Annotated in this window: 11 protein-coding genes; 10 read left to right on the forward strand and 1 reads right to left on the reverse strand. The window is 69.2% G+C overall.

What is annotated here, in order from left to right; all coding sequences use genetic code 11:
- Positions 1-155: 155 nt before the first annotated feature.
- From OG729_RS24225 to OG729_RS24245, 5 genes are all read left to right on the forward strand, one after another.
- On the forward strand, positions 156-743 hold the full coding sequence (locus tag OG729_RS24225) for a sigma-70 family RNA polymerase sigma factor (RefSeq protein WP_142217417.1): 588 nt from the start codon (positions 156-158) through the stop codon (positions 741-743).
- The gene (locus OG729_RS24230) at positions 740-1,576 is read left to right on the forward strand and encodes a zf-HC2 domain-containing protein (protein ID WP_360880078.1); all 837 of its coding nucleotides are present in this window, start codon (positions 740-742) and stop codon (positions 1,574-1,576) included. The genes OG729_RS24225 and OG729_RS24230 overlap by 4 nt, the downstream gene beginning before the upstream one ends.
- A 61-nt stretch (positions 1,577-1,637) precedes the next feature.
- A complete protein-coding gene (locus tag OG729_RS24235; protein WP_405808073.1) occupies positions 1,638-4,064 on the forward strand; it encodes a HelD family protein in 2,427 nt (808 codons plus the stop codon).
- 442 nt (positions 4,065-4,506) lie between these two features.
- The gene (locus OG729_RS24240) at positions 4,507-5,940 is read left to right on the forward strand and encodes an NAD-dependent malic enzyme (protein WP_360880084.1); all 1,434 of its coding nucleotides are present in this window, start codon (positions 4,507-4,509) and stop codon (positions 5,938-5,940) included.
- A gap of 304 nt (positions 5,941-6,244) precedes the next feature.
- The gene (locus tag OG729_RS24245) at positions 6,245-6,526 is read left to right on the forward strand and encodes an HU family DNA-binding protein (RefSeq protein ID WP_004571953.1); all 282 of its coding nucleotides are present in this window, start codon (positions 6,245-6,247) and stop codon (positions 6,524-6,526) included.
- Positions 6,527-6,700: 174 nt separating this feature from the next.
- Here OG729_RS24245 and murA read toward each other — a convergent pair whose 3' ends face one another.
- Positions 6,701-8,041, reverse strand: a complete 1,341-nt coding sequence (gene murA, locus OG729_RS24250) for a UDP-N-acetylglucosamine 1-carboxyvinyltransferase (RefSeq protein ID WP_360880087.1) — start codon at positions 8,039-8,041, stop codon at positions 6,701-6,703.
- 279 nt (positions 8,042-8,320) lie between these two features.
- Here murA and OG729_RS24255 point away from each other — a divergent pair, with 279 nt between their 5' ends.
- The 5 genes from OG729_RS24255 (at position 8,321) to OG729_RS24275 (ending at position 12,856) form a co-directional block, all read left to right on the forward strand.
- Positions 8,321-8,881, forward strand: coding sequence for a YqgE/AlgH family protein (locus tag OG729_RS24255; RefSeq protein WP_360880090.1), 561 nt, complete (start codon positions 8,321-8,323; stop codon positions 8,879-8,881).
- 73 nt (positions 8,882-8,954) lie between these two features.
- Complete coding sequence (locus tag OG729_RS24260; protein ID WP_405808074.1) at positions 8,955-9,248, forward strand: DUF3039 domain-containing protein; 294 nt, start codon at positions 8,955-8,957, stop codon at positions 9,246-9,248.
- A gap of 289 nt (positions 9,249-9,537) precedes the next feature.
- Positions 9,538-10,842, forward strand: a complete 1,305-nt coding sequence (locus OG729_RS24265; RefSeq protein ID WP_360880097.1) for an extracellular solute-binding protein — start codon at positions 9,538-9,540, stop codon at positions 10,840-10,842.
- A gap of 350 nt (positions 10,843-11,192) precedes the next feature.
- Positions 11,193-12,020, forward strand: a complete 828-nt coding sequence (locus OG729_RS24270) for a carbohydrate ABC transporter permease (protein ID WP_405808075.1) — start codon at positions 11,193-11,195, stop codon at positions 12,018-12,020.
- Positions 12,021-12,022: 2 nt separating this feature from the next.
- Positions 12,023-12,856: a carbohydrate ABC transporter permease gene (locus OG729_RS24275; RefSeq protein ID WP_360880205.1), complete on the forward strand. Its 834-nt coding sequence runs from the start codon at positions 12,023-12,025 to the stop codon at positions 12,854-12,856.
- Position 12,857: the final 1 nt, after the last annotated feature.

A 12,857-nucleotide genomic window follows, 5' to 3' on the forward strand; every position in this document is an offset into this window, starting at 1 on the left:
AGGCCCGCCCTGAGACCCGCGCCGGGGCCCGCCAGGGGACCCTCGTAAAAGATCTTGAAAGTTTTTCCGGCGGACGTTGAGTGATGCGCCTGTGGCCTCCGTAGTGATGGGGGAGAAGCAGTCAGCCAAAACAGGGTCTCGACCGGGAGGTTCAGGTGCGCAAGGATGCCGCCGTGGCCGATGACCGTCCGCAAAGGGCCCGCCATCGCAGCGAGAAGCCACGCAACGACTCCTCAGCACCTGACGAGGAGCTGATGCGCGCGCTGTATCGCGAACATGCGGGACCTTTGCTTGCTTATGTACTGCGCCTCGTCGCCGGCGATCGCCAGCGTGCCGAGGACGTGGTGCAGGAGACGCTCATCCGTGCCTGGAAGAACGCCGGTCAGCTCAACCGAGCAACCGGCTCTGTCCGACCCTGGCTGGTGACGGTCGCACGCCGCATCGTCATCGACGGTCACCGCAGCCGGCAGGCCCGGCCGCAGGAGGTCGATCCGTCGCCGCTGGAGGTCATGCCCGCGGAGGACGAGATCGACAAGGCGTTGTGGCTGATGACGCTCTCAGATGCGCTCGATGATTTGACGCCCGCCCACAGGGAAGTTCTTGTCGAGACGTATTTCAAGGGGCGTACGGTCAATGAGGCGGCCGAGACGCTCGGCATACCCAGTGGGACGGTGCGTTCCCGGGTGTTCTACGCACTCCGTTCCATGAAGCTCGCTCTGGAGGAGAGGGGGGTCACGGCATGACCATGTACGAGCAGGAGTCCGTACACGACGCCGCCGCTGCGTATGTGCTCGGCATCCTGGACGACGCGGACGCCTCCGCCTTCGAGGCGCATCTGGCGGGCTGCGACATCTGCGCCGCCCACCTCGAAGAGTTTTCCGGGATGGAGCCGATGCTGGCCATGCTGGCCGAGGCCCCGGCACCGCCCCAGCAGTCGAACGTGCTGAACCTGCTGCCCGGCGCGCGGTCGGCGTCCGACTGGGAGTACTCGCCGCCGCGGCCCGTCCCCGTGGTGCCCACCGCCCCGAGCCCCAAGCTGCTCGGCGGACTGCTCGACGAGGTCGCGGCCAAGCGCGCGGCCAAGCGCAGGCGCGGGATGTATCTGGTCGCGGCCGCCGCGGCGCTGATCATCGGCGGTCCGGCCGTCGCGGTCGTGGTCACGTCGGACGACACCGGCAGCAACCAGGCAGCCACGACTCCGCACCCCACCTCGCCGGCCGAGGACGCCTTCTTCAACCACATGGAAACGAAGGTGCAGGCCACGGACGCGACCACCAAGGTCAGCGCGACCGTCGGCATGGAGACGAAGGCCTGGGGCACCCACACCGTTCTGGAGCTGAAGAACGTCAAGGGTCCGCTCAAGTGCAATCTGATCGCCGTCTCCAAGACCGGCGAGGAGGAGGTCGTGACCTCCTGGGCCGTCCCGAAGTGGGGTTACGGCATCCCGGACAGCCCCGAAAAGATGGGCAAGAAGCCGCTTTATGTGCACGGCGGAGCGGCGATGAACCGCAGCGACATCGATCACTTCGAGGTCCGCACCTTCGACGGAAAGCGGCTCGTGGAGGTCGACGCCTGACAGATTCGCCCCCTTCGCGTACGGTTGACGGCTGCCCAGTGCACGTCAGAAGGGGGCCTCGGTGGCCGCGCAGGAAGCCGCTGTCGACTCTGTCCAGGACTCCGTCCGGGACAGAGAGATCGGTGTCGAGCAGGAACATCTGGACCGCGTGTACCGCCGCCTCGAGGAGAAGATCCACGAGGCGGAGTTCCTGATGCACGACGCCGCCAAGCGTGGCCAGGTCGGCACCCCGGGCGCGCTCGCCGAGCGGGACGCCCAGGTGTTCCGCGCGGGTATCCACCTGAGCCGGCTCAACAACGAGTTCGAGGACTTCCTCTTCGGGCGTATCGACCTGCTGCGCGGCAAGGACGGCAAGAAGGGCCCGGACGGCGCGTACACCTCGGTCGAGCCCGCCGACGACGCCGTGGCGGCGGACAACACGGCGGACATCGGGGAGACCCTGCACATCGGCCGGATCGGGGTCCTCGACTCCGACTACGCGCCGCTGGTCATCGACTGGCGCGCGCCGGCCGCCGCGCCCTTCTACCGCTCGACCCCGATCGATCCCGGCCGGGTGGTACGCCGTCGGGTCATCCGCTCCAAGGGCCGCAAGGTCCTCGGGGTCGAGGACGACCTGATGCGCCCTGAGCTGTCCGCCGTGCTCGACGGCGCCGAGCTCCCGGTCATCGGGGACGGCGCGCTGATGGCGGCGCTCGGGCAGGCCCGCAGCCACACCATGCGGGACATCGTCGCCTCCATCCAGGCGGAACAGGATCTGGTGATCCGGGCCCCGGCCGCGTCCGTGACGTATGTGGAGGGCGGTCCCGGCACCGGCAAGACCGCGGTGGCGCTGCACCGGGCGGCGTATCTGCTCTACCAGGACCGCCGACGGTACGCGGGCGGCATCCTGATCGTCTCGCCGACGCCGCTGCTCGTGGCGTACACCGAGGGCGTGCTGCCGTCGCTGGGCGAGGAGGGGCAGGTCGCGATCCGTGCGGTCGGCAATCTGGTCGACGGCGTGGAGGCGACGGCGTACGACGAACCGGCCGTGGCCCGCATCAAGGGCTCATCGCGGATGCTGAAGGTGCTCCGCAACGCTGCTCGGGGCGCGCTGGAGCTTCCCGGGGGTCCGGCGGCGTCCGCGCGCGCCGGTCGCTCTTCGCGCTCCGGGCGCGGAGCGGGGGGCGCCGAGCCGGGCGGCCAGCTCGCGTTCGGCGACGAGCCCGACGAGCGCGACGAGGGCCGGGTGGTCGCCGCCGCGACGCCCTCGCGGCTGCGTGTCGTCGCCTTCGGACGGCGCCTGGAGCTGTCGGCCGACGAACTCCAGCGCATCCGGCACAACGTCCTCGGCGGCACCGCGCCCGTCAATCTGCTGCGCCCGCGTGCGCGCAGGCTGCTGCTCGACGCCCTGTACGCCAAGTCCGGTGCCGGGACCCGGCACACCGACCCGGAGCTCGCGGCCGAGCTGCGGTCCTCCTTCGACGAGGACGTGGCGTCCGAGGACGCCTTCATCGGCTTCCTGGACGCCTGGTGGCCCGAGCTCACCCCGCGCCAGGTGCTCAGCGCGATGGCCGACGAGAGGCGGCTCGGGCGCTGGGCGCGGCGGATCCTCAACCCGGGCGAGGTGCGCCGCCTGGCCCGCTCACTGCGCCGCGAAGCCCTGTCGGTGCACGACGTGGCGCTCCTCGACGAGCTGCAGATGCTGCTCGGCACCCCGGCCCGCCCCAGACGCAAGCGCGAGCTCGACCCGCTGGACCAGCTCACCGGTCTGGAGGAGCTGATGCCGCAGCGCCAGGAGACGCAGCGCGAGCGCGCCGAGCGGCTGGCGCAGGAGCGCACCGAGTACGCGCATGTCATCGTCGACGAGGCGCAGGACCTCACCCCGATGCAGTGGCGGATGGTCGGCCGCCGTGGGCGGCACGCCACCTGGACGGTCGTGGGCGACCCGGCGCAGTCGTCCTGGTCGTCCCCGGACGAGGCGGCCGAGGCCCGTGACGAGGCGCTGGGCAGCCGCCCGCGCCGCCGCTTCCAGCTCACCGTCAACTACCGCAACCCGGCCGAGATCGCCGAGCTGGCGGCCAAGGTGCTGGCGCTGGCCATGCCGGGCATGGAGTCTCCGTCGGCGGTCCGCTCCACGGGCGTGGAGCCGCGCTTCAGTGTCGTACGGGACGGGGATCTTGCCGAGACCGTACGGAGCGAGACGCAGCGGCTTCTGGACCGCGTCGACGGCACGGTCGGCGTCGTGGTCGCGATGAACCGGCGTGAGCAGGCGGCGCGTTGGCTGGCCGGGCTCGGTGACCGGGCCGTCGCGCTCGGCTCCCTGGAGGCGAAGGGCCTGGAGTACGACGCGACGGTCGTCGTCTCCCCGGCGGAGATCGCGGACGAGTCACCGGCCGGACTGCGCGTGCTGTACGTGGCGCTCACCCGGGCGACCCAGCAGCTGACGGTGGTCTCGGACCGGCGCGACCAGCCGGACGAGGACGGTGTGCCGGACCTGCTCCGGGACTGACGGCCGGACCTGCTCCGGGACTGACGGCCGGACATGTTCCGGGACTGACGGGGAGTCAACCCCGCGGTGCGGGAATCACGTACCAGAGTGGTTTGTTAGCCTGGGGGTGGCACCGGCTCGATCCAAGCCCCCGGGCCCAACCTTCGTCGCCACGAGCGACCACTTGCCGCGAGGCGAGCATGGCGGGTCGGTGCCACCTTTTCGTGGGAGAGACAGGTCCGCGTCACCGGATGGTGGCGCGGACCTGTTTCCGTTGCGGACCTGTTTTGGGTGGAGGCTTCCACCGGAACAGCCGTATCTCGTATGGTGGAAAACAGTTTCCGAGAACTAAATGACCACTATTACCTGCTACCCGCAGGTAGGTGCGACGATCGGAAGGCGTTGCCGGGCACCTGCCACGGCCGCATGGCAATGAAGCTAGCGAAAGCAGAGGAACCCGGTCATGGCAACGGCGCCCAGCGTCTCGTACTCGATGACGGTCCGGCTGGAGGTGCCCGCGAGCGGAACCGCGGTCTCCCAGCTCACCACGGCCGTGGAGTCCTCCGGCGGCCATGTGACCGGCCTGGACGTGACCGCTTCCGGCCACGAGAAGCTGCGGATCGACGTCACGATCGCAGCGACCTCGACCACGCACGCCGAAGAGATCGTCGAGGAACTGCGCAAGATCGAGGGCGTCGTCCTCGGCAAGGTCTCCGACCGTACGTTCCTGATGCACCTCGGCGGCAAGATCGAGATGCAGTCCAAGCACCCCATCCGCAACCGTGACGATCTCTCGATGATCTACACGCCGGGCGTGGCGCGGGTCTGCATGGCCATCGCCGAGAACCCCGAGGACGCCCGCCGCCTCACCATCAAGCGCAACTCCGTCGCCGTGGTGACCGACGGCTCCGCGGTGCTCGGCCTCGGCAACATCGGCCCCATGGCCGCGCTCCCGGTGATGGAGGGCAAGGCGGCCCTGTTCAAGCGGTTCGCCGGCATCGACGCCTGGCCGCTCTGCCTGGACACCCAGGACACCGACGAGATCGTCGCGATCGTCAAGGCGATCGCCCCGGGCTTTGCGGGCATCAACCTCGAGGACATCTCCGCACCCCGCTGCTTCGAGATCGAGGCGCGGCTGCGCGAGGCCCTGGACATCCCGGTCTTCCACGACGACCAGCACGGCACCGCCATCGTCGTCCTCGCCTCGCTGACCAATGCACTGCGCGTGGTCGGCAAGGCCGCCCCGGACGTACGGGTCGTCATGTCCGGCGCGGGCGCGGCCGGTACGGCCATCCTGAAACTGCTGATCGCGGCGGGTGTCAAGCACGCCGTCGTCGCCGATATCCACGGTGTCGTGCACGCGGGCCGCGAAGACCTTGTCTCCGCCGACCCCGACTCGCCGCTCCGCTGGATCGCCGACAACACCAACCCCGAGGGGGTGACCGGCACACTGAAGGAAGCAGTCGTCGGCGCGGACGTCTTCATCGGCGTCTCCGCCCCGAACGTGCTGGGCAGCGAAGACGTGGCGGCCATGGCGGACGGCGCGATCGTGTTCGCGCTCGCGAACCCGGACCCCGAGGTCGACCCGGCAATCGCCCGCCAGACGGCGGCAGTTGTGGCCACAGGCCGCTCGGACTTCCCCAACCAGATCAACAATGTGCTGGTCTTCCCGGGTGTGTTCCGCGGTCTGCTGGACGCGCAGTCCCGCACGGTCAACACCGAGATGATGCTCGCGGCCGCCCAGGCGCTCGCGGACGTCGTCACCGAGGACGAGCTGAACCCGAACTACATCATCCCGTCCGTCTTCAACGACAAGGTCGCCGGAGCGGTCGCGGGAGCCGTCCGCACCGCCGCGAAGGCGGCCGGGTCGGCTGTGACGGGCCCCACGTCGGGCTGACACCCGGCGCGTCGCGAGTCGCGGGGCCGTGACTGCCGCTCTAGGGTGGCGGACCATGAGCCCGCACGCGCGGCTCCTATGAGTCTCCACCGAGTGGACGGAACGTCACCACGACGAGGCCGTGGCGCTTTTCGTGTGACTCCGGAGGGTGCCGGATTGGCTTTCCCGCCGCTGGTGGGGGCAGGATGCGTATTCGGGCGCGAGGGTCTGACGGCAGACCCGGGTCCGGGGACTGTCCTAGGGCCCTGGCAGCATCGGCTTCGATCTCACGCCTCACAGGCAAGAAGAACACGGGAGTAACAACATGAACCGCAGTGAGCTGGTGGCCGCGCTGGCCGACCGCGCCGAGGTGACCCGCAAGGACGCCGACGCCGTACTGGCCGCTCTCGCCGAGACCGTCGGTGAGGTCGTCGCCAAGGGCGACGAGAAGGTCACCATCCCCGGCTTTCTGACCTTCGAGCGCACTCACCGTGCCGCTCGCACCGCTCGTAACCCGCAGACCGGCGACCCGATCCAGATCCCGGCCGGCTACAGCGTGAAGGTCTCCGCGGGCTCCAAGCTCAAGGAAGCCGCGAAGGGCAAGTAAGCCTTCAGCACGCGAAGGGCGGCCACCCCTAGTGGGGTGGCCGCCCTTCGTACGTTGTACGGCCCACAGGGGGCCTTTTGCCGGGGCTCTGCCCCGTGCCCTCCCCCTACGCCCTGCGGGCGTGAGGGAACCCCCACGCCTCAACCACGGGTGGGGCTGAATTTCGGCGACCCGCTAGACCAGCGCCCCGCCGGGGAGTTCGACCTTCGCGCCGAGCTTCTCCAGCTTCTCCATGAAGTTCTCGTACCCCCGGTTGATCAGGCCGATCCCGTGCACCCTCGACGTCCCCTGCGCCGCCAGCGCCGCGATCAGATACGAGAAGCCGCCGCGCAGGTCCGGGATGACCAGGTCCGCGCCCTGGAGCTTCGTCGGGCCCGACACGACCGCCGAGTGCAGGAAGTTGCGCTGGCCGAAGCGGCAGTCCGAGCCGCCCAGGCACTCCCGGTACAGCTGAATGTGCGCACCCATCTGGTTGAGCGCCGAGGTGAAGCCGAGCCGCGACTCGTACACCGTCTCGTGGACGATCGACAGGCCCGCCGCCTGGGTCAGGGCCACCACCAGCGGCTGCTGCCAGTCGGTCTGGAAGCCGGGGTGCACGTCCGTCTCCAGCGCGATCGCGTTCAGCGCGCCGCCCGGGTGCCAGAAGCGGATGCCCTCGTCGTCGATCTCGAAGGCGCCACCCACCTTCCGGTAGGTGTTCAGGAACGTCATCATCGAGCGCTGCTGCGCCCCGCGCACATAGATGTTGCCCTCGGTCGCCAGCGCCGCCGACGCCCAGGACGCCGCCTCCAGGCGGTCCGGGAGCGCCCGGTGGGTGTAGCCGCCGAGCTTGTCGACACCGGTGATCCGGATCGTCCGGTCGGTGTCCATGGAGATGATCGCGCCCATCTTCTGCAGTACGCAGATGAGGTCCTCGATCTCCGGCTCCACCGCGGCGTTGGTGAGCTCGGTGACGCCCTCGGCCAGGACGGCCGTCAGCAGCACCTGCTCCGTCGAGCCGACGGACGGGTACGGCAGCCGGATCTTGGTGCCGCGCAGCCGCTGCGGGGCCTCCAGATACTGGCCGTCCGCCCGCTTCTCGATCGTCGCGCCGAACTGGCGCAGCACCTCGAAGTGGAAGTCGATCGGCCGGCCGCCGATGTCACAGCCGCCCAGGCCCGGGATGAAGGCATGCCCGAGCCGGTGCAGCAGCGGGCCGCAGAAGAGGATCGGGATACGCGAAGAGCCCGCGTGGGCATCGATGTCAGCGACATTTGCGCTCTCCACGTGCGACGGGTCGAGCACCAGCTCGCCCGGCTCGTCACCGGGGCGCACCGTCACGCCGTGCAACTGCAGAAGTCCGCGTACGACGCGCACATCGCGGATGTCGGGCACATTGCGCAGCCGGCTCGGCTCGCTGCCGAGAAGGGCGGCGACCATCGCCTTGGGCACGAGGTTCTTCGCGCCGCGGACGCGGATCTCGCCCTCCAGCGGGGTTCCGCCGTGGACAAGCAGTACATCGTCTGTGCCGGTCATGAATCTCGCGTTCCGGAGGGGGTCCCCCCAGCGGAGCGAGGGGATGTCGGGCAGGTGGCCAGAGACAAAGGGTAAGGGGCTACCACCCTTCTCCCGTAGGGCCAGGGACGTTCCTTGTGCGTAATGAATTCGGCACAACACGCTCGGTCCGCTGTTCGTAGCGCTGCGTCACCGCCGATGGTTCGGCCGCCATGGGCCCGCGTCGCGTCCTGAGCTGCGCTGGCTCACACTCCGCCGCCCGGCCCCCGCGGAGGGCGAAGATGCGGGATCATGTCTCGCATGACCGAGGTGTCCTCGCTCACAGGGCGGCTGCTCGTCGCCACTCCCGCCCTCGCCGACCCGAACTTCGACCGGGCGGTGGTTCTGCTGCTCGACCATGACGACGAGGGCTCCCTCGGCGTGGTCCTCAACCGGCCCACGCCGGTGGTCGTCAGCGACATCCTGGAGTCCTGGGCCACTCTCACGGGCGAGCCGGGCGTGGTCTTCCAGGGCGGTCCGGTCTCCCTCGACTCGGCGCTCGGCGTCGCAGTGATCCCCGGCGACGAGGGACCGCTCGGCTGGCGGCGGGTGTACGGGGCGATCGGCCTGGTCGACCTGGAGGCCCCGCCGGAACTGCTCGGAGCGGCGCTCGGGTCCCTGCGGATCTTCGCGGGGTACGCGGGATGGGGCCCCGGCCAGCTGGAGGACGAACTGAACGAAGGCGCCTGGTACGTCGTCGAGTCCGAACCCGGCGATGTGTCGTCGCCGCAGCCGGAGAGCCTGTGGCGGGCGGTGCTGCGACGCCAGCGCAACGAGCTCGCGATGTTCGCGACGTACCCGGACGACCCTTCGCTGAACTGACCGGGGGGCTGTCGGCGCCGCGGCGCGGGGAGGTCGGAACCGAACGGCCCCGGGGTGGGTACCCTTGGCAGTTATGAGCACTCTTGAGCCCGAGCGCGGGACAGGCACGGGGACCCTCGTAGAGCCGACGCCACAGGTGTCGCACGGCGACGGCGACCACGAGCGCTTCGCCCATTACGTCCAGAAGGACAAGATCATGGCGAGCGCCCTCGACGGCACTCCCGTGGTGGCACTGTGCGGGAAGGTCTGGGTGCCGGGGCGCGACCCCAAGAAGTACCCGGTCTGTCCGATGTGCAAGGAGATCTACGAGTCCATGGGCTCTGGCGGGGACAAGGACAAGGACAAGGGCGGCAAGGACAAGAAGTAACTCGAGTTGCTCCCGTGGATCCGGCAGCTCCAGTTGCTCCGGTGACTCCAGCTGCTCGGCAGCTCCGGTAGCTCCAGTCCTTCCGTGGGGACGGCCCCCGGGACGTGCATACGTGCGCGCCCCGGGGGCCGTTCGTCGTTTGTGGTGCCGTTGCACGGGGTGCGTCTGCCGGTCACAGAGTGGTTGAGACCTCTTGTCCGGTTGTTGGTGCGGCCTTAGCCTCCTGCGTGTTGTGCAGTACGAAACGTGCGTTGCGTATGTTGCAATGCCTACTCGTAGGGGATCACGCATGAAGCTCATCGCCCGAACTGCCGCCCCCGCAGCGGTGCTTGTGCTGGCAGGCCTCACCGCCACCGCCTGCGCCCCCCAGACCTCCGGCAACAGCGCCGAGAAGGACGACAAGAGCGGCACCCTGCGCGTCTGGCTCTTCCAGGAGGTCAACAACAAGCCCAAGGAGAAGGTCGTCGACGAGGCCGTCGCGGCGTTCCGCAAGGCGCACAAGGACACCGAGGTCAAGGTCGAGTACATACCCGTCGAGACCCGCGCCCAGCGCATCAAGGCCGCGTTCAACGACCCGAAGAGCGCGCCGGACGTGATCGAGTACGGCAACACCGACACCGCGGGATACGTCAAGGACGGCGGACTCGCCGACGTCAGCAAAGAGTTCGACGCCTGGGACGAGGCGCAGGACATCGACCCGACGGCGACGCAGTCGGTCACGGTCGCCGACAAGATCTACGGCGCGCCCTTCTTCGTCGGCGTACGCGCGCTGTACTACCGCACCGACATCTTCAAGGAGTTGGGGATCGCGCCGCCCAAGACGCAGGACGAGCTGATCGGCACCGCGAAGAAGATCCACAAGTCGAAGCCGGAGCTGTACGGGCTCGCGGTGGGCGGGGCGTACACCTACGGCGCGATGCCCTTCATCTGGGCCAACGGCGGCGAACTGGCGCAGAAGAGCGGCGGTTCGTACAAGGCCGCGATCAACAGTGCGGCCGCGCAGAAGGGCATCACGGCGTACACCTCGCTCTTCGGCGGGGACAACTGTCCGGCCGCGAAGTGCGCCTCGATGGGCGGCAACGCCACGGTCACGGCCTTCGCCTCCGGCAAGGCGGCGATGGCGATCGGCGGCGACTTCAGCCACCAGGCGGTGGAGGCGGGCGCGGCGAAGGGCAAGTACGCGGTGGTGCCGCTGCCGGGTGTGAAGGCGGGCTCGATCGCGCCGGCCTTCGCGGGCGGCAACAACATCGGCGTACTGAAGAGCAGTTCGCACCGCACGCTGGCGGTCGACCTGATGAAACAGTTCACGGGCAAGCAGACGCAGCGCAAGCTGTTCGACGCGATGGGCTTCCTGCCGACGTACACCGATGTGCGGTCGGAGGTGGCGAAGAAGGAGCCGTTCGTCGCGCCGTTCGTCGCGACACTGGCCTCGGGCACGAGGTTCGTCCCGGCATCCCCGGGCTGGGGCCAGATCGACGCGGCGCTGGTGCTGCCGACGATGTTCCAGGAGATCGTGAGCGGCAAGAAGGACGTGTCGGCGGCGTCGACCGACGCGGCAAAGAAGATGGACGCGTCCTTCACCGCGGCGGGCTGACCGCCATGCCGCACAGCACGAACGGGGCCCCGGCGCCGTGGCCGGGGCCTGCGGGGGCGAGGGAGTCCGCTGCGGCCGCGGGGGCTGCGGACGCGGGTGCGCCGGGGTCCGCTGGGGGCGCGGGGGCTGCGGACGCGGGTGCGCCGGGGTCCGCGGGGGCCGGGCCCGCGCTCGCGTGCAACCCGCCCGCGGGCGCGGACAGGGCCACTCGCCCCACCGCATCGGGCGTCGCCGGCCCCCGCACCCGCCCCCGGCGTGGGCGTGCCCAACCGAAGGCGTCCGCGGCTCCCCGGCGGCACCCGGGCCGCCGGGGCTGGACCCCGTGGATATATCTCGCGCCCGCGCTCCTCGTGATCGCCGCGCTCCTCGTCTACCCCATCTATCAGCTCGGCCTCATCTCCTTCCTCGAATACACCCAGGCCCAGGTCAGCGGCGGCGAGCCCACCACCTTCCAGGGGCTCGGCAACTACCGCACCCTCTTCGCCGACAGCCAGTTCTGGCAGGTCCTGCTCGCCACCGTGACCTTCGCCGCCTCCTGCGTGACAGCCACCCTCGCCGTCGGCTGCGCCCTCGCCGTCCTGCTCACGCGCGTCCGCGCCCTGCCCCGCCTCGCCCTGATGCTCGCCGCGCTCGGCGCCTGGGCCACCCCCGCCATCACCGGCTCCACCGTCTGGGTCTTCCTCTTCGACCCGGACTACGGACCCGTCAACCGGCTTCTCGGACTCGGCGACTTCTCCTGGACGTACGGCCGCTACAGCGCCTTCGCCCTCGTACTCCTCGAGGTCGTCTGGTGCTCGTTCCCGTTCGTGATGGTCACCGTCTACGCGGGCATCAAGGCGATCCCCTCCGAAGTCCTGGAGGCCGCCTCCCTCGACGGTGCATCCCAGTGGCGGATCTGGCGCTCCGTCACCGCCCCGATGCTGCGCCCCATTCTCGTCGTCGTCACCATTCAGTCGATCATCTGGGACTTCAAGGTCTTCACGCAGATCTATGTGATGACGAACGGCGGCGGCATCGCCGGACAGAATCTCGTGCTCAATGTGTACGCCTATCAGAAGGCCTTCGCGTCCTCCCAGTACAGCCTGGGCTCCGCCATCGGCGTCGTCATGCTGCTGATTCTGCTGGCCGTCACCCTCGTCTATCTGCGGCTGCTGCGACGCCAGGGAGAAGAACTGTGAGCATGCCCCGCATTCACCGCCCCTGGCGGCTCGCCGCCGAGGCATCCGCGCTCGTCATCGCGGTCGTTGTGGCCTTCCCCCTCTACTGGATGGCGCTCTCCGCGTTCAAACCGGCGGGCGAGATCCAGTCCACCGAAGCACGCCCCTGGACGCTCTCCCCTTCTCTCGACTCCTTCCGCCGCGTCTTCGAACAGCATGAATTCGGCCGCTATTTCCTCAACAGCCTGCTCGTCGCGGGCGTGGTCGTCGTCGCTTCAGCGCTGATCGCCTTCCTCGCGGCGACGGCCGTGACGCGGTTCCGTTTCAGGTTCCGCACGACCCTCCTGATCATGTTCCTGGTCGCGCAGATGGTGCCGATCGAGGCGCTGACCATTCCGCTCTTCTTCCTGATGCGTGACTTGGGCCAGCTGAACACCCTGGGCTCGCTGATCCTGCCGCACATCGCCTTCTCGTTGCCGTTCGCGATCTGGATGCTGCGCGGCTTTGTGAAGGCGGTCCCCGACGCCCTGGAGGAGGCGGCGTACATCGACGGCGCGAGCCGCACCCGCTTCCTCTGGCAGATCCTGTTCCCGCTGGTGTTCCCGGGACTGGTGGCGACCAGCGTGTTCTCGTTCATCTCTACCTGGAACGACTTCCTGTTCGCCAAGTCCTTCATCATCAGCGACACCTCCCAGTCGACGCTGCCGATGGCTCTTCTCGTCTTCTTCAAGCCGGACGAGAACGACTGGGGCGGGATCATGGCCGCGTCTACCGTGATGACCGTGCCGGTGCTGGTCTTCTTCGTACTCGTACAGCGACGCCTGGTCTCCGGCCTGGGCGGCGCGGTGAAGGACTGAG

It is taken from the genome of Streptomyces sp. NBC_00210 (assembly GCF_045160975.1).
Classification (GTDB): domain Bacteria; phylum Actinomycetota; class Actinomycetes; order Streptomycetales; family Streptomycetaceae; genus Streptomyces.

What these genes read in the sequence shown, in the direction of transcription:
- OG729_RS24230 (WP_360880078.1), top strand. Translation starts at nt 740, where the DNA reads ATGACCATGTACGAGCAGGAGTCCGTACACGACGCCGCCGCTGCGTAT.
- OG729_RS24240 (WP_360880084.1), top strand. Translation starts at nt 4,507, where the DNA reads ATGGCAACGGCGCCCAGCGTCTCGTACTCGATGACGGTCCGGCTGGAG.
- OG729_RS24245 (WP_004571953.1), top strand. Translation starts at nt 6,245, where the DNA reads ATGAACCGCAGTGAGCTGGTGGCCGCGCTGGCCGACCGCGCCGAGGTG.
- murA (WP_360880087.1), bottom strand. Translation starts at nt 8,041, where the DNA reads ATGACCGGCACAGACGATGTACTGCTTGTCCACGGCGGAACCCCGCTG.
- OG729_RS24255 (WP_360880090.1), top strand. Translation starts at nt 8,321, where the DNA reads ATGACCGAGGTGTCCTCGCTCACAGGGCGGCTGCTCGTCGCCACTCCC.
- OG729_RS24260 (WP_405808074.1), top strand. Translation starts at nt 8,955, where the DNA reads ATGAGCACTCTTGAGCCCGAGCGCGGGACAGGCACGGGGACCCTCGTA.
- OG729_RS24265 (WP_360880097.1), top strand. Translation starts at nt 9,538, where the DNA reads ATGAAGCTCATCGCCCGAACTGCCGCCCCCGCAGCGGTGCTTGTGCTG.
- OG729_RS24275 (WP_360880205.1), top strand. Translation starts at nt 12,023, where the DNA reads ATGCCCCGCATTCACCGCCCCTGGCGGCTCGCCGCCGAGGCATCCGCG.